This window comes from Embleya sp. NPDC059213, assembly GCF_042754445.1.
GTDB lineage: Bacteria > Actinomycetota > Actinomycetes > Streptomycetales > Streptomycetaceae > Embleya.
In genome coordinates this window covers 21,373-37,600 of sequence record NZ_JBHZAV010000038.1, presented here as the reverse complement: position 1 = coordinate 37,600, position 16,228 = coordinate 21,373, and the positions used below count along the sequence as shown (strand labels likewise).

General features: G+C 70.6%; 13 protein-coding genes and 1 pseudogene. 8 read left to right on the top strand and 6 right to left on the bottom strand.

Going from position 1 to position 16,228, the window contains the following annotated elements; genetic code table 11:
• Positions 1 to 187: 187 nt before the first annotated feature.
• Together ACFXMF_RS16760 and ACFXMF_RS16755 are read left to right on the top strand one after the other, a co-directional pair.
• Positions 188 to 841, top strand: a complete 654-nt coding sequence (locus tag ACFXMF_RS16760; RefSeq protein WP_379992030.1) for a TetR/AcrR family transcriptional regulator — start codon at positions 188 to 190, stop codon at positions 839 to 841.
• A gap of 89 nt (positions 842 to 930) precedes the next feature.
• Positions 931 to 2,493: an APC family permease gene (locus tag ACFXMF_RS16755; RefSeq protein ID WP_360314902.1), complete on the top strand. Its 1,563-nt coding sequence runs from the start codon at positions 931 to 933 to the stop codon at positions 2,491 to 2,493.
• 210 nt (positions 2,494 to 2,703) lie between these two features.
• Here the strand turns inward: ACFXMF_RS16755 and ACFXMF_RS16750 are convergent, their stop codons facing one another.
• The gene (locus ACFXMF_RS16750; RefSeq protein ID WP_360314758.1) at positions 2,704 to 3,411 is read right to left on the bottom strand and encodes an IclR family transcriptional regulator; all 708 of its coding nucleotides are present in this window, start codon (positions 3,409 to 3,411) and stop codon (positions 2,704 to 2,706) included.
• Positions 3,412 to 3,462: 51 nt separating this feature from the next.
• Between ACFXMF_RS16750 and ACFXMF_RS16745 the strand changes: the two genes are divergently transcribed.
• Positions 3,463 to 4,722, top strand: coding sequence for a phytanoyl-CoA dioxygenase family protein (locus ACFXMF_RS16745; protein ID WP_379992029.1), 1,260 nt, complete (start codon positions 3,463 to 3,465; stop codon positions 4,720 to 4,722).
• Between the two features lie 479 nt (positions 4,723 to 5,201).
• Here the strand turns inward: ACFXMF_RS16745 and ACFXMF_RS16740 are convergent, their stop codons facing one another.
• Both ACFXMF_RS16740 and ACFXMF_RS16735 read right to left on the bottom strand, forming a co-directional pair.
• The gene (locus ACFXMF_RS16740; protein ID WP_360314764.1) at positions 5,202 to 5,801 is read right to left on the bottom strand and encodes a hypothetical protein; all 600 of its coding nucleotides are present in this window, start codon (positions 5,799 to 5,801) and stop codon (positions 5,202 to 5,204) included.
• 227 nt (positions 5,802 to 6,028) lie between these two features.
• Complete coding sequence (locus ACFXMF_RS16735) at positions 6,029 to 6,298, bottom strand: hypothetical protein (RefSeq protein WP_379992159.1); 270 nt, start codon at positions 6,296 to 6,298, stop codon at positions 6,029 to 6,031.
• Here ACFXMF_RS16735 and ACFXMF_RS16730 point away from each other — a divergent pair.
• A pseudogene (locus ACFXMF_RS16730) lies at positions 6,297 to 6,746 on the top strand (Scr1 family TA system antitoxin-like transcriptional regulator). The gene ACFXMF_RS16735 and the pseudogene ACFXMF_RS16730 overlap by 2 nt on opposite strands.
• Before the next feature lie 165 nt (positions 6,747 to 6,911).
• Here the strand turns inward: ACFXMF_RS16730 and ACFXMF_RS16725 are convergent.
• The 3 genes from ACFXMF_RS16725 to ACFXMF_RS16715 form a co-directional block, all read right to left on the bottom strand.
• Entirely contained in the window at positions 6,912 to 7,652 is a 741-nt protein-coding gene (locus tag ACFXMF_RS16725; protein WP_360314768.1) for a class I SAM-dependent methyltransferase, read from the bottom strand.
• Positions 7,653 to 7,866: 214 nt separating this feature from the next.
• Positions 7,867 to 8,559, bottom strand: a complete 693-nt coding sequence (locus tag ACFXMF_RS16720; RefSeq protein WP_360314770.1) for a DNA polymerase beta superfamily protein — start codon at positions 8,557 to 8,559, stop codon at positions 7,867 to 7,869.
• 95 nt (positions 8,560 to 8,654) lie between these two features.
• Entirely contained in the window at positions 8,655 to 9,350 is a 696-nt protein-coding gene (locus ACFXMF_RS16715; RefSeq protein ID WP_379992160.1) for a hypothetical protein, read from the bottom strand.
• A 226-nt stretch (positions 9,351 to 9,576) separates the two neighbouring features.
• On the opposite strand from ACFXMF_RS16715, the gene ACFXMF_RS16710 reads away from it, so the two are divergent.
• The 4 genes from ACFXMF_RS16710 (at position 9,577) to ACFXMF_RS16695 (ending at position 16,226) form a co-directional block, all read left to right on the top strand.
• A complete protein-coding gene (locus ACFXMF_RS16710) occupies positions 9,577 to 10,425 on the top strand; it encodes a hypothetical protein (protein WP_379992161.1) in 849 nt (282 codons plus the stop codon).
• Positions 10,426 to 10,722: 297 nt separating this feature from the next.
• Positions 10,723 to 12,321 (top strand): acyl-CoA carboxylase subunit beta, encoded by a 1,599-nt coding sequence (locus ACFXMF_RS16705; protein WP_379992162.1) that lies wholly within the window; start codon positions 10,723 to 10,725, stop codon positions 12,319 to 12,321.
• 144 nt (positions 12,322 to 12,465) lie between these two features.
• The gene (locus tag ACFXMF_RS16700; RefSeq protein WP_380020673.1) at positions 12,466 to 14,463 is read left to right on the top strand and encodes an acetyl/propionyl/methylcrotonyl-CoA carboxylase subunit alpha; all 1,998 of its coding nucleotides are present in this window, start codon (positions 12,466 to 12,468) and stop codon (positions 14,461 to 14,463) included.
• Positions 14,460 to 16,226 (top strand): acyclic terpene utilization AtuA family protein, encoded by a 1,767-nt coding sequence (locus ACFXMF_RS16695; protein ID WP_379990656.1) that lies wholly within the window; start codon positions 14,460 to 14,462, stop codon positions 16,224 to 16,226. The genes ACFXMF_RS16700 and ACFXMF_RS16695 overlap by 4 nt, the downstream gene beginning before the upstream one ends.
• Positions 16,227 to 16,228 lie beyond the last annotated feature (2 nt).

The following is a 16,228-nucleotide window of genomic DNA, read 5'->3' as shown; positions in this document are numbered from 1 at the left end:
TCCCCCGATGTCGATGCGGATGTCGGTGTCGACGTCCGCGCCTTCGCATCCACTACAGGTGTAGAGGCCGTGATGCCGACTCTACATCCGTAGTGGCCATTTCCTCTACGGTTGTAGTGGAGGTATCTCTACGGCCGTAGAGGGTGAATCTCTACAGCCGTAGCGGACGCATGGCAGGCTGGCCCGCGTGACCACCGCGAAGCGCACCAGCCCCGACCGTCCGGACCGCCTCGTCCTGATCGGCGACACCGCGATCCGCCTGCTCGTCGAGCGCGGCATGCGCGGCCTGACCCATCGCGCCGTCGACGAGAGCGCGGGGCTGCCGCCCGGATCGACGTCGTACTACGCGCGCACGCGCGCCGCGCTCCTGGAGGTGGCGCTCGCGCGGATGACCGTGCTGGAAGCGGGCGAGTTCGCGCCCATATTGGCCGACGGCGAGGTGCACCTCGCGCTGCCGGGCGACGTGGCGGGCGTCGCCGACCTGGTTGCGACGATCGTGAGCGCCGCGATCCGGAGCGGGCGGGACCAGAAGATCGCCCGCTACGAACTGGCCCTGGAGGCGACCCGCCGGTCCGAGCTGCGCACGATGTACGACGAGGCGGGCGCCGCGTTCCGGGGCGCGGCGGTCGGCATGCTCGCCGCGCTCGGCTCGACGACGCCCGAGCGGCACGGCCGCTTCGTGGTCGCGTGGTGTGAGGGGGTGATGTTCGACGCGATCGCCGGCGCGGGCTGGGCGACGCCGCCGTCGCGGGCCGACATCCGGGTCGGGGTCGTCGAACTGCTCTCCGGGATGCTCGGAGTCGGTGACGCTCGGCGCGGCCCGGAAAGCCCCAATGAGTGACATGAGCGACTCACCGGATCGTTCGTGACCTCCTTGGTCAAAAGTCGTTTCATCCTGACTTAGTCTGTTCACTTGTGAGTAACGAGCACGTGCGCCAGAGGGGCGACAAGCACCACCGGGTAGGGGAGTCGCACTACCTCCCGGAGTCGGATCTCAAGGACAAGGGCCTGCGCCGAAATTCCATCGGTCTGCTCGGGAGCGTGGTCGTCGCCATCTCCACGGTGGCGCCCGTGTACACCCTCACCGGCGCGCTCGGGCCCACGGTCAACAAGGTCGGCACGCAGGCTCCGGCGATCTTCCTGGTCGGCTTCGTCCCGATGTTGCTCGTCGCGTTCGCGTACCGCGAGCTGAGCAAGGCGGTGCCGGACGCCGGTACCTCGTTCACCTGGACGGTCAAGGCGTTCGGCCCGCGCGTGGGCTGGATGTGCGGCTGGGGTCTGGTGATGGCGACCGTCATCGTGTTGTCCAACCTGGCCGGCATCGGTACGTCGTTCTTCTACCTCGCGCTCGGTGAGGCGTTCGACAGCGACTGGGTCCGGAACCTGGACGACAACAAGCTGGTGCACGTGCCCACGTGCCTGGCCTTCATCGCGATCGCCACCGCGATCAGCTATCGCGGGATGACCGTTACCAAGCGGGTCCAGTACGTGCTCGTGGCCCTGCAACTCGCGGTGCTCGCGTTGTTCGTCGTGATGGCGATCACCAAGGCCACGGCCGGCGACGTGCCCACGTCGATCCCGTTCTCCTGGGACTGGTTCAACCCGTTCTCCATCGACGGCGGCTTCACCGCGCTGACCGCGGGTCTGTCCTTGTCGATCTTCATGTACTGGGGCTGGGACACCGCCCTGAGCATCAACGAGGAGACCGCCGGCGGCCCCAAGGTGCCGGGCCGGGCCGCGATCATCTCGGTGTTGTTCATCGTGGTCGCCTACCTGATGACCGGTGTCGCGACGCTGATGTACGCGGGCACCGGGACCACCGGACTGGGCCTGAACAACGACGAGGACGACAACATCTTCGCCAAGCTGGCCGACCCGGTGATGGGTTCGGGCCTGGGCATCCTGATGTTCGTCGCGGTACTGGCCAGTTCGGTCGCCAGCCTCCAGACCACCTTCATCCCGGTCGCGCGCACGCTGTTGTCGATGAGCGCGTACGAGGCGGTGCCCAAGGTGTTCTCGCGCGTGCATCCCACCTTCAGGACACCGGGGTTCGCCACCATCTCGGCCGGCGTCGCGACCGGTGCGTTCTACACGATCATGACGATTCTGTCGGAGAACGTGCTCACCGACACGATCTACGCGCTGGGCCTGATGATCTGCTTCTACTACTCGCTGACCGCGTTCTCCTGCGTGTGGTACTTCCGCAAGGACCTCTCCCGCAACCTCCACGAGACGATGATCAAGGGCGTACTGCCCGCGCTCGGCGGCCTGATGCTGGGCGCGATCTTCCTCAAGACGCTGGTGGACGTGGCCGACCCGAACTACGGCGACGGCAACCGGGTGGCGGGCGTCGGCAGCGTCTTCATCATCGGCGTTGGCCTGCTGGTCCTCGGCGCGATCCTGATGGAACTCCAACGCCTCAAGAGTCCGGCCTTCTTCCGCGGCGAAGTCCTCAAACGCGACACCCCGGTCCTGGTCCCGGACGAAGACTGACACCCCGCCAGGAGTACAACTCCCGCAGCCGCCGACACCCCACCGGGCCCGAACTCCCGCTCAACCCTTGTTCGTCGCATGCGGACAGGGGTCGGCCGGCCCGGCGCGCCACAACGACCGCGGCGGAGCGAGCGAGGGCCGCAGCTCACCCGTCAGGGCGCAACCCGGCCCGATCGAACGACGCACACCCGCACCGGGTTTCCGGGGCCGTCAACGTCCGTCCCAGTCGCCGGCGAGGCGGGCCACCAACTCGCCATGGGGCGGCATCAGTTCTCTGTCGAAGCGGGTCGAGGGGCCGACCACCACGAGCGCGGCGATCGGCAGGCCGTCGGCGCCGCACAGCGCCGCACCGACGGCGCGTGTGCCGTCGGACACCTCGTTGTCGTTCAGGCCCCACCCACGCTCTCGGGTGGCCCGAAGGGCCTGGTCGGTGAGTTCGGGATCGACGCGACGCCAGGCCGGCAATTGTTCCGCGGGCAGGCGGGCCGCGATCGCACGCAACGCCGAGCTCGACCTCGCCGGCATCTCCGAGCCGACGGTGACCGAGACGCGCAGCGTGTGACCGCTTTCGACGACATCGGCGATCAGGAGCCGATTGCCCTCCGGGACCACCAGCATCGCGGTCTCCCCGGTCGCGTCCCGGGCGGCCTCCAGCAACGGGCGGGCGCTCTCGGCGAGCGACATCGAGGAGGACTCGCGCAGCACCGCGAGCAGCTTGGGGGCGAGGTACCAGCGACCGTCCGCGGTGCGCTGCAGCCACCCCGCGGCGTTGAGGGTCACCGCGAGCCGATGAGCGGCACTCTTGTCGATCCCGGTGATCCGCGCGAGATCGCTGACCCCGGTCGGCTGCTGCCGGGCCACCTCTTCGAGAAGCCGGCACGCGTTCCGCACCGACCGGATTTCCTTGACCGAGGACACTAGGCGCTCCTATCCTCACCAGGAAACACAATCATGTTACATGGTAACACGATGAGGAGCGTCACCATGGGCGCCGACACCACCGGCACCGGCCTTCCCTGGGTCGAGGCGATCGCGGATTCCTTTCCCCGCCACTCGTTCGGCCGGTTCCACACCGTGCACCTCCCCGCGCTCGGTGCCGAACACCGCGACCTCTTCGTCGACGACCTCGACGGCGTGCCGCCACTGGCGTTCCGCCTCCCCGACGGTCGCGCCTACACGTGGATCGCGGGGCCGAAGGGGGTCGAGGCGGTCGAGGGCGACGCGGGCGCGGCCACCGTGATCGAACTCGACGAGCCCACCTTCTCCGAGTACGTCAACGAGCTCCTGACCGCCACCGGCTGTGTGCGGACCGAGCGCGCGGAGGTCGTGCGCGGCACCCTCCAGGACTGGAAACGGTGGGAGCCGGCTACCCGGGCCCTGCTGACCGGGCGGCCCATCTACACCAACGCCGTCCGGGAGACCCTGGTCGACCGCGACGGCAAACCGCTGGACCTGCGTCGCAGCTTCCCCGCCGACGGCAACCGCGAGGAGATGCGGCACTTCCTCGACACCACGGGCTTCCTGCACGTCAAGGGCGTCTATGCCGAGGCCGAGGTGGCCCGGTTCGCCGCGGAGGTCGAGCACGTACGCTCCCGAACCACACCGGGCGACCGCTTCTCGTGGTGGTCGCTCAACGGCGACGGGGAAGAGGTCGTCACCCGGATCAACTACCTCGGTCGCCACTCCGAGGTACTCCAGGAGCTGTGTTTCGAGCCCCGCATGACCGAGCTCGCCCGCCTGGCCGACCCCGGGTTCCGCGTCTGTGACGATCGCCTCGACGGCCCGATGGTGTTCGTCAAGTCCTCCGACCTGGTCAAGGGCGACGGCAACCTGGGCTGGCACACCGACGACGGCATCGGCGGCCACCCCGCGCTGTGCCCGTTGATCCAGGCCGGCATCCAACTCGACCACGCCAACCCCGCCAACGGGCAACTCATGGTCCTGGCCGGCTCCCACCGCCACGCCAACCACTGGCTGAAGTGGGGCGAGGAGGGCGACCTGCCGGTGGTCAGGATCGAGACCGAGCCCGGGGACCTCACCCTGCACTTCGGCGACATCATGCACAGCACCCCGCCGCCGACCGGCCCGGGCGCCGGCCGCCGCGCGCTGTACTACAAGTTCTCCCAGGAGAAGACCTTCGAGTGGGTGCCGTCCGGCTGCCACTACAACGACGCCCTCTTCCATGCCGACAAAGCCGGAAGGATCGCCGCCCGCGCCGCGACCCAATAGGTACGCGTGTCCGGCCCTTCGGATGTCGGGGCGGGGTTCGTGGTGAAGGGGCGCGGCGGCTCCGGACGACAAGACGTCACCGGGTCGGTGGTCGGTGCGGATGGGCAAGCGCCCGGTCGGGTGGCAAGTCACCGCGCCATGCCGACCGGGGCGCCCCACCCGCTCCGACGCGGGCTGCCGCACGTGGTGCTCAGCGCACATTTGGCCGCCGCATACGTCACGGAGTGTCGACCGGCAGCTTCAGTGGGCATTTCCCGATCCGGCTGCGGGCCTTGAAGCCGACATCCTCGTGGGTGCATTTCCGGTGCCGCCGCAGGGGGCTACTTGCCGGTCCCCGCCCGCGCGCGCCCGGCCGGTGGGGGGCGGGGGGCGCGCGCCGGGGGGGGGTTCTGTGGGGGGCCCCCCGCCGGCGGGGGGGGGGGGGGGGGGGGGGGGGGGGCCCCCGCGGGGGAGGGGTGGCGGGTGTGTGCCGGGGTTGGTCAGCGGTTCTGGATGGCGTCCATGGCTACTGCGACGCTGATGGCGAGGCGGCGGTCCATGGTGGAGTCGGGGAGCTTGACCAGGTACTGGTCGCGGAGCTTCATCTGGCGCTCGACGGTCAGGACGGGCTTGCCGCTCTCGTCGACGAAGTCGAAGTGGTACGTGGGGGCCGGCAGCCAGGCGCCGACCACGGGTATGAACCCCCACACGCGGCGCAGGATCGCGCCGAAGAGGCTGCGCTCCTGGCCGACGGCCTTGGCGGCGTCCGGGCGTTCGAGGTTCCAGGTGGAACGCAGGAGGGACTTCTTGAAGTCCTTCGAGAACATGCCGAGGTTGGTGCCCTCGACGCCGGTCACGTCGTGCTGGGCGCGTACGTCGAGCATTTGGCGCGCCTTGAAGCGGGCGAGTTCGGTGGTCTTGGTGTCATCCGTGTAGAGGATGACCTCTTCCTTGAGCTTGCCGCGCTTTTGCTGTGCGAACGCGATCACCGGTCCGTGCTTCCCGTCCGGACCGACCAGGTGGACCACGTACTGGTTCACGATCGGGCGGAAATTCTGACGGATGATGAGCTGCGTTTCGTTCTGGAACGGCATGGTCATGGCGTGCGGGATCCCCCAGGGGTATGCGGAGCGTTGAAGGCGCGGAGATCCGGAGAACCGGAGACGCGGAGCCTTGGAAGCGCACAACCTATCGGTGTTCCAACGACATGGGCAGCCGAGATTTCCAGTGGAAACTTCTCGTTGCGCTTTTGTGTCGCGCGCGTTCGCCCCAGACACCCCATTTCGCCGATCGGGATGGCGAGATGGCACTTTCCGTAGTCGGGGGGCTACGCAAATGGGTGGGTGGGGTGTGGAGTTCCTTTGCGGTGCAGCGAAAATGCCCAGTGGTGTGGTGGTGCGTGCTCGACTTCGTGAATCCGGCGTGCCCGGAACAGGCCGCCGTCGGGCGGCTGGACGGATACCGCGCGGCCGGGCGCGAAATCGTCGAGCGCGATCACGTCGCCGGCCGGTTGGCCCGGATGCCGGGTGGCATCGATCATTCGTACGCGGCCACCCGGCAACCGCGGGTCCATTCCGGACTGGGTGAGGCGGCTCATGGAGCTTGCGGAGCAGACAACCCGAATCCGGCAGTACATGGCGCACGTTGTGCCCGGGCTGCTTCAGACGGAGGACTATGCCGAGGCACTTCTCCGTGCGTAGGGACCCGAGCACTCGAAGAGCGTCTTCACCTGCGAATGACGCGACAAGTCCGTGCTGCTGCGACCGGTGGGCGGCGAGGCGGTTATGGTGCGCCGACTCCGTCATCTTCGGACTATGACGGATCTACCCGAGATCTCGGTCCACGTGTTGCCCTTCATGCCGCGTACACGGAAGGTGCCCGATACCGGCCGCCCACGAGCGCCGGCAGGAGTCGGCTCTCCCACCGATATTGTCGGCAGAAATGCTCGATTACATGTCAGGGGACACGTGACCGAGTCCGAGCACTTGGCCATGCCAGGCCGACGTGTCGGTCTTCCCGGCCGCGACCCGGCGGCTCCACCATGAGCCGAGGATGGGCCGACATATCCGAGGCGACCGAGGCTGGAGTCCGGTCCCGGCTGCACGAGGTCCTTCCGGCCAGGCTTCGCAGCACGAACGCCCTGGGCTTCCCCCGGGCAGCCGTCGACGGCTACCGCAACGACGTCACCCCCGACAGCCCGGTGGCCGACCTCAGGCCGGCTTGCGCCACACGGAGATGTGCTTCGCGGAGTCCTGGGTGAACGGAGCCTCGTCCCAGTCCGCGACGCGACGTTCCAGTTCGAGCCCGGCGATCCGTGCCATCAGGTCGAGCTCTGCCGGCCAGGCGTACCGGTGCCGGGAGTTGTCGCGGCGGTAGCAGCCGTCGTCGCCGTCGCGGGTGAAGTGGTGCGAGACGAGAATCTGCTCGACCAGGTCGAAGGTGTCGAAGCCGAGATGCTGCTCGGAGACATCGAACGGCACCGCGACCTGGCCGGGTGGCAGGAACCGCAGCGGCGGCACACCCAACTCGATGACGAATCGGCCGCCGGGCTCCAGATGCCGTGCGGCGTTGCGGAAGCACTCGACCTGCTCGTCCTGAGTGAGCAGGTTCGTGATGGTGTTGTAGACGAGGTAGACCAGGGTGAACTCACCGGGAACGACAGTGGTGGCCATGTCCCCGATGACTACCGGGAGTGTGTCCTCGTCGATCTTGCGTCGTAGCACCGCTGCCATGTGCTCGGACAGTTCGATGCCCACTACCGGCACGCCGCGTTCCCGGAGCGGGACTCCCACTCGCCCGGTTCCGATGGCGAACTCCAGTGCCCGGCCGTCTCCGGCGAGCTCGGCGAGGAAGGCGAGAGTCGGCCCGAGAACAGCAGCCGAGGACGCTTCGGTCTCCTCGGCGTCGTAGCGGTCGGCGGTGGCACGGGTCCACAGTTCACTGCTCGTCACGGACGGCCACTCTGCCGGATGCCGAGCGGCGCTGTCGACCGCCCACAACTCGTCGTCGCCTTCCCATGGTTTCGACCCAACCACCCCGCACCCCGGATCATCGGTTCCGGAGTGATCCAACGTCGTGGCTTGCCCTTGACGGCCGCGCTCGGCGCCTGACAGGGCGTGGGATTGTCGCGCCTTCCCGGGATTTGGGGAAGGGGCGCCGTCGGGTTCAGCCCGTGAGGGCGGCCAGGCGGAGGTCGACGACCAGGGTGTCGATGGCTTCGCGGTCGGGGTGGTCGGGGAGGGCCGAGTCGATGGCGTCGAGGGTGGCCTTTTCGCGTTCGAAGCGTTGGGCGAAGGCTTCGGGGTTTTCGGCGGCCAGTCGGCCGACGGCGAAGAGGTCTTCGCGGTGGGCGCTCACGTCGAGAAGCAACTCGCCGGTGCGTAGGAGTTGTTGGCCCTGAAGCAGCAGGCGCAGGCAGTGCCGGCCGTGTTTGGCGGTGCGCTTGGCCGTGTCGGCGGAGAAGCCGGCCTTGCCCGCCTCGTGCCGGCCCTGTAGCCGCTTGGCCTGCTGGACGGCGTAGCCGCCGTAGGCCGACCGTACGTACTCCGTGGACAGGAACGCGCCGCGCAGGGCCCGGAGTCGGCGGCCGGCCTCGGTCTCGACGCGGTACTCGGGGAGCCAGAGCAGCTCGGTCACCGTCGGGTTGCACTTGAGCGCCAGGCCGCAGTACTTGCCCAGTTCGTGCATCGTCACATCGGGCTTGGTGGTCACCTTGGAACTGCTCGTCGCGTTGGCGCCGTTCAACCCCAGGACCTCCCGCGAATCGGCGATGTACACCCCGAGCAGGTCCTCGTCCGACTCCGGCGTGGCCAGTCCGTAGGCGGTCGAGCCGACCACCCCCATCAGCAACGTACGCATCCCGCCGATCCCCGCTTCCCCGTGATGATGATCGTGGCACCGTTCGATTCCGAAGTATCCGATACGGCGGGTGCGATGCGAATCCGGTTTTTCCTTCAGCGTCGACCGGGTCGCCGGCTCAGCGCGTGGCCCAGCGCGAGGACCCACACCAGCAGCAGCGGCAGGGAGAGCAGGGCCAATCCGCCGAGCGCGGTGTTCAGGAGCAGGTAACCGAGGCCCGAGCCGACGATCGCGGCGGCCAGCGCGTACCCGGTGAACGATTCCCAGCGGCGCAGCGGTACGACCCGACGGGCCGCCACGGCTCCCACCGCGAGCGCGGCGAGGGCGAACATCTTGACGCCGTCGATGCGTTGGACCAGGTCGAACAGCCCACCGGCGAGGCCCGGATCGGCCGCGTCCGCCCGGCCGATCGCGACCAGTTCGAGCACGAGCTGGAGCACGGCCAGTCCGGCGGCGGTCGTCCCGGCCCAACCGGCGAAGCGGGCTCCCCGATCCCCGCCCGCCCGACGCAGCAAGGCGATACCGAGGACGGCCAACGCGCCGGCCGCGAGCCCGTGCACCAGCACGGACTGGGCGACGGCCCGGCCGGCGTCGCCCGCATAGGCCGAGGTGACCTCGGCGGCCGAATCACCAAGCTTCGGTGTGGCCCCTGCCGCGACGGTGAGCCCGGCGACCCACACGGCGGCGTGGCCGACCCCGGCGGCGAGCGAGCGCCTGCTCGGCGTACCCGGTGCGTCGGGCGCGACCTGCCCGGTCGAAGCGGTCGTCGTCTGCGCGGTGGTGATGGTCATCAGTTCTCCCGAGACTCGATGAGCTAACGCTGTTAGCTGCTCTGTGTCCATCATCCGGCTAACGGCGTTAGCCGTCAAGTGACCCCCGCCACCCCGCGCACCCGGCACTTGCACTTGCCTGATACCCCCGAGGGGTATAACTTTTGGTTGTGGCCGCCACCAAGGCCACCGCGAGTGGTCCGACCGGGCCCGCTCGGCCGGATCGCACGACGCACGGGAGATCGCCATGACCGTCCACGCCCACCACACCGCCGCCGCCGGCACCCCCGAGGGACTCCAGGTCTCGCGCGACGGCTACACGCTGGTCCCGGTCGCCGCGCCCGCCGGCACCTTCGCGTTCCGCATCGACGGCCCCGACGGAGCCCCGGTGCGCGAATACCTACCGCAGCACGACAAGGACCTGCACCTGATCGTGGTGCGGCGCGACCTGAGCGGCTTCCGCCACGTACACCCGGTGCTCGGCGAGGACGGCGTGTGGACCCAGGAGTTGACCCTCGACCGGGCCGGCACCTATCGGGTCTTCACCGACTTCGCCCCGGCCGCGACCGGCACCCCGCTCACCCTCGGCGTCGACATCCAGGTCGCCGGCGACTTCCGGCCGGTGCCGTTGCCCGCGCCGGCGCCGACCGCGGAGGTGGACGGCTACACGGTGACCCTGGCGGGGGAGCCGGCCGCCGGGCAGGGCGCGCACATCACCCTCTCGGTCGCCCGGGACGGTCGGCCCGTCACCGACCTGGAGCCCTACCTCGCCGCGTTCGGCCACCTCGTGGTGCTGCGCGAGGGCGACCTGGCCTACCTGCACGTGCACCCCGGCGGCGCGCCCGGCGACGGAGTGACCCCGGCCGGCCCGGAGATCGCCTTCCACACCGAGCTGCCCAGCGTCGGCATCTACCGGTTCTTCCTCGACTTCAAGCACGGGGGCGTGGTGCGAACCGCCGAGTTCACCGTCGAGGCCGGCAAGCCCGCCGCCCCGGCCGACCCGCACGCGGCCCACGCGGGGCACCAAGGCCACCAGAACCACGACAGCCACCAAAACCACGACAGCCACCACGGTCACCACGGTCACCACGGCTGACCCGACTCCACCCACATCGACGCGACCCCGCCACTCCCGGGCCGCGTCGATGTCGTGTTTTCCCGGCCAAAGGGGTACCGGAGCGATGCCCACCGCCCGCCCCGCCCCGCCCGGAGCACTCGAATGGCCCACCCGCGCCCGCCACGCCCCTCCGCACCCCCCGAGCATCCGGCGAACGCCCGGCCCCGCACCCCTTCCGCGCCCCGCACCCCTTCCGCAGCCAAGCTACCGGCCGTTAACATCCGGAAGCTGCCGTCGACATGCCCCGTCATGTTCGACAGGTGAGGAGGCGTGCTCGTGCCCGTTCTTCGTTCCCGGCTCGATCCCCGGTCGGACATCTACCGGGACAACCGCACCGCGCAACTCGCCGCGCTCGCGGCGCTGCACGAACAACTCGACCTGGCCCGCGCCGGCGGCGGCGAGCGCTACGTCGAACGGCACCTGGCGCGCGGCCGATTGACCGCCCGTCAGCGCATCGAGCTGCTGCTCGACCGGGACGCGCCCTTCCTCGAACTGTCCTCGCTCGCCGCGTGGGGCACCGAGTTCACCGTCGGCGCGGGCCTGGTCACCGGCATCGGCCCGGTCTCCGGCGTCGAGTGCGTACTGATCGCCAACGACCCGACCGTGCGCGGCGGTTCGCTCAACCCGTACGCACTGCGCAAGAACCTGCGCGCCCTGGAGATCGCCCGCCGCAACCGCCTGCCGGTGATCAGCCTGGTCGAGTCCGGCGGTGCCGATCTGCCCACCCAGGCCGAGCTGTTCGTGCCGGGCGGTCGGGTCTTCCACGACCTGACCGAGCTGTCCGCGCTGGGCATCCCCACCATCGCGCTGGTGTTCGGCAACTCGACCGCGGGCGGCGCCTACATCCCCGGCCTGTGCGACCACTCGGTGCTCGTGGCGGGGCAGGCCAAGGTGTTCCTCGGCGGCCCACCGCTGGTGCGGATGGCCACCGGCGAGGAGGCCGACGACGAGGAACTGGGCGGCGCCGCGATGCACGCCCGGGTGTCCGGGCTGGCCGACCACTACGCCGTGGACGAATACGACTGCCTGCGGATCGGTCGGCGGATCGTGGCCGAGCTGAACTGGCACAAGCACGGCCCCGGGCCGACCCACCCGGCGGACGAGCCGCTGTACGACATCGACGAGGTGCTCGGCCTGGTCTCGGCCGACCTGCGCGTGCCGTTCGATCCCCGCGAGGTGCTGGCCCGGGTGGTGGACGGTTCGCGGTTCGGCGAGTACAAGCCCGGCTACGGGACCAGCCTGGTCACCGGATGGGCCTCGGTGCACGGCTTCCCGGTGGGGGTGTTGGCCAACGCGCGCGGCGTGTTGTTCGGCGAGGAGTCGCGCAAGGCCGCCGAGTTCATCCAGTTGGCGAACCGCTCGCACACCCCGCTGCTGTTCCTGCAGAACACCACCGGCTACATGGTGGGCACCGCGTACGAACAGGGGGGCATCGTCAAGGACGGCGCCAAGATGATCAACGCGGTGACCAACTCGACCGTGCCGCACCTGACCCTGAACATCGGCGCGTCCTTCGGCGCCGGCAACTACGGCATGTCGGGCCGCGCCTTCGACCCCCGGCTGTTGTTCGCCTGGCCGACCGCGAAGCTCGCCGTGATGGGCGCGGCGCAACTGGCCGGCGTGTTGTCCATCGTCGGCCGGCAGGCCGCCGCGGCGCGCGGGATCGCCTTCGACGAGGAGGTGGACGAGTTGCGCCGGAGTGCGATCGAGGCGCAGATCGAGCGCGAGTCGCACGCGTTCTTCGTCACCGCGCGGCTCTACGACGACGGCGTGATCGATCCGCGCGACACCCGCACGGTGCTCGGCATCGCGCTGTCCGCGGCGCACTCGGCACCGGTCGCGGGCACCACCGGCTACGGGGTCTTTCGCATGTGACGCCGGCCGAGGGCACCCCAGCCGACCCGCCCGCCAGGCGGCAGCACACCGCAGGCACCCCGGCCGCCTCGCCCACCCGGCGCCGGGACACCCGAGGCACCCCAGCCGCCCCGCCGCCCGGAAACCGCACACCGAGGGGATCGTATGCCGTTCATCCGCAGGCTGTTGATCGCCAACCGCGGCGAGATCGCGGTCCGGATCGCCCGCACCGCACACACGATGGGCATCGACACGGTGGCCGTGTACGCCGATCCGGACACCGACTCGCCCCATGTCGCGGCGGCCGATCAGGCGGTCCGGCTGCCCGGCGAAACCGCCGCGGACACCTACCTGCGTGCCGACCTGCTGATCGAGGCGGCCCGGAGCACCGGCGCCGACGCGGTGCACCCGGGCTACGGATTCCTGTCCGAGAACGCCGACTTCGCCCGGCGGGTCGAGGCCGCCGGGCTCGTCTTCGTGGGGCCCGCGGCGCGGACCATCGCCGCGATGGGCGACAAGCTCGCCGCGAAGGAACTGCTCGGCGCGGCGGGTGTGCCGGTGTTGCCCGGCGGGATCGTCCGCGAGGACGGCGACGCGCGCGAACTCGCCGCCCGGATCGGCTTCCCGCTGCTGGTCAAGGCCGCCTTCGGCGGCGGCGGCCGAGGCATGCGGGTGGTGCGCGAACAGGCCGCGCTGGCCGAGGCGGTGGCCGGCGCCCGGCGCGAGGCGGGCGCCGCGTTCGGCGACGACACCGTCTTCCTGGAGCGTCTGGTGGAGCGCCCCCGACACGTCGAGGTGCAGATCTTCGGCGACACCCACGGCACGGTGCTCGCGCTCTTCGAGCGGGACTGCTCGATCCAGCGCCGGCATCAGAAGCTGATCGAGGAGAGCCCCTCCCCGGCCGTCGACCCGGCGCTGCGGGCCCGGTTGTGCGCGGCGGCGGTGACCGCCGGTCGGGCGATCGGCTATGTCGGCGCGGGCACCGTGGAGTTCGTGCTCGACCGGGCCGGCGCGTTCCACCTCCTGGAGGTCAACACCCGACTCCAGGTCGAGCACCCGGTCACCGAACTGACCACCGGCCTGGACCTGGTCCGGCTGCAACTCCTGGTCGCCCAGGGCCACCCGCTGCCCGCCGAACCGGTCGCCGCCGGCCACGCCATCGAGGCCCGGCTGTACGCGGAGGACCCCGGCCGCGGCTACGCCCCCTCCGTCGGCACGCTGCACCGCTTCGAACTGGCCGAGCGGGACGGCATCCGGGTGGACGCCGGCGTGGCCGAAGGGAGCCGGATCGGCCCGCACTACGACGCGCTGCTGGCCAAGGTGATCGCGTACGCGCCGACCCGCGACGAGGCCTGCCGCAAGCTCGCCCACGCGCTCGCCCGGGCCCGACTGCACGGCGTGCGCACCAACCGCGACCTGCTCGTGGGCATCCTGCGCTCGCCCGAGTTCACCGCCGGAGACGCGGACACCGGCTTCCTGGATCGACATCCGCCGGCCGAACTGTGCGCCCCCGACCCGGCGGCGGCGGCGATCCACGCCGCCGCCGCGGCCCTGGCCGGACAGGCCGAACGGCGGGCGGCGGCCCGCGTGTTGGGCGGCATTCCGAGCGGCTGGCGCAACGTCCGCAGCGCCGACCAGCAGGTGACCTACGCGCACGACACCGACGGCCGCACGGTGGTCACCTATCGTCTCCCCGACCAGGTCGCGATCGACGGAAAGCCGTTGCCCGGTCTGGTCGTTCACGCCGCACACGCGGATCGGGTGGACCTGACCGCGGACGGGGTGCGGCGCACCGTCTCGGTGCACCGGGTCGGCGACACGATCCACCTGGACAGCCCGCTGGGCGCGAGCGAGCTGACCGAGCTGCCGCGACTGCCGGAACCGGCCGAACCCGTTCGGGAGCCCGTCGGTTCGCTGTCGGCCGCGATGCCCGGCACGGTGGTCCGGGTCGCGGTCGAAGAGGGCCAACACGTCGTGGCCGGACAACTCGTCCTGGCCGTCGAGGCGATGAAAATGGAACACGAGGTGCTCGCACCGCACGCGGGCGTTGTCGGTCGACTGACCGTGCGTCCGGGCGAACCGGTGGACGCCGGCACGGTGTTGGCGATCGTGGCCCCCGACGCCGACGCCGACGCCGAGACTCACGCGGAGGCCGTGCGATGAGCGCCTCGACCGACGGGACGCCGGCCCGCCGCCCGGTCCGGATCGCGAACTGCTCCGGTTTCTACGGCGATCGACCGGCCGCCGCACGCGAGATGGTCGAAGGCGGCCCGATCGACGTGCTCACCGGCGACTACCTGGCCGAACTGACCATGTCCATCCTGTGGAAGGCCCGGAACAAGGACCCCGGCGCCGGCTACGCGCGCACCTTCGTCACCCAGATGGAACAGGTGATGGGCACCTGCCTGGACCGGGGCATCCGGATCGTCTCCAACGCCGGCGGGCTCAACCCGGCGGGCCTGGCCGAACGCCTGCGGGCGAGCGCGGAACGCCTGGGCCTGGCCCCGCGGATCGCCTACGTGAGCGGCGACGACGTACTGGACCGGATCGACGCGGGACCGCGCGCGGTGACCGCGAATGCCTACCTCGGCGGCTGGGGCATCGCCGAAGCCCTCACCCGGGGCGCCGACATCGTGGTCTGCCCGCGGGTGACCGACGCCTCCCTGGTGGTCGGCCCCGCCGCCTGGTGGCACGGCTGGCGGCGCACGGACCACGACCGGCTCGCCGGCGCCGTCGTCGCGGGCCACGTGATCGAATGCGGCCCGCAGGCCACCGGCGGCAACTACCCGTTCTTCGGCGACCTCCCACGCCTGCACCGGCCGGGCCGCAGCCACGACTTCGCGCTGGACACCCGCCGCCCCGGCTTCCCGATCGCGGAGCTGGCCGCCGACGGTTCCTCGGTGATCACCAAACACCCGGGCACCGGCGGCCTGGTGTCGATCGGCACGGTCACCGCGCAACTGCTGTACGAGATCGCCGGACCCGCCTACGCCAACCCCGACGCGGTGGCCCGCTTCGACACCATCACGCTCGGCCCGGCAGGTCCGGACCGGGTGCGCATCCGCGGCGTACGCGGACTGCCGCCGCCGCCCACCCTCAAGGTCGCCGTCAACGAACTCGGCGGCTACCGCAACACCATGACCATGGTGCTGACCGGCCTGGACATCGAGGCCAAGGCCGCGCACGCCGAACGCATGCTCTTCGACACGCTCGGCGGCCGGGACCGGTTCGCCGAGGTCGACGTACGGCTGCTGCGCTACGACCGACCCGACGCGCCGACCAACGAGCAGGCCACCGCGCACCTGCGGGTCACCGTCAAGGACCCCGACCCGACCAAGGTCGGCCGCGCCTTCTCCGGCGCGGTCGTCGAACTCGCGCTGGCCGGCTACCCGGGCTTTCACACCACCACCCCGCCCACCACCGAGACCGCCTACGGCGTCTTTCGGGCCGGGTGGATCCCGGTCGCCGAGGTCGAGCACACCGTGGTGCTGCCCGACGGCACCTCGCGGGCGATCGCGCCGCCCGAACACACCGCGCCGCTGCCCGCCGCCACCCCGCCGGCCGAACCACCGGTCCGCCACCCGGGACCGACCCGCCGGGCGCCGCTCGGACTGGTCTGCGGCGCCCGCTCCGGCGACAAGGGCGGCGACGCCAACCTGGGTCTGTGGGCCCGCAGCGATGCCGGCTTCCGCTGGCTGCGCGGGCATCTGACGGTCGATCGACTACGCGAACTGCTGCCCGAAGCAGCCGAGTTGCCCATCCAGCGGTATGTGCTGGCGAACCTGCGCGCGATCAACTTCGTGATCGTCGGCCTGCTCGGCGAGGGCGTCGCCGCCACCACCCGCCCGGATCCACAGGCGAAGGGTCTGGCCGAGTACATCCGGTCCCGACACACCGACATCCCCACGACGCTGTTGGACGGGTGAGC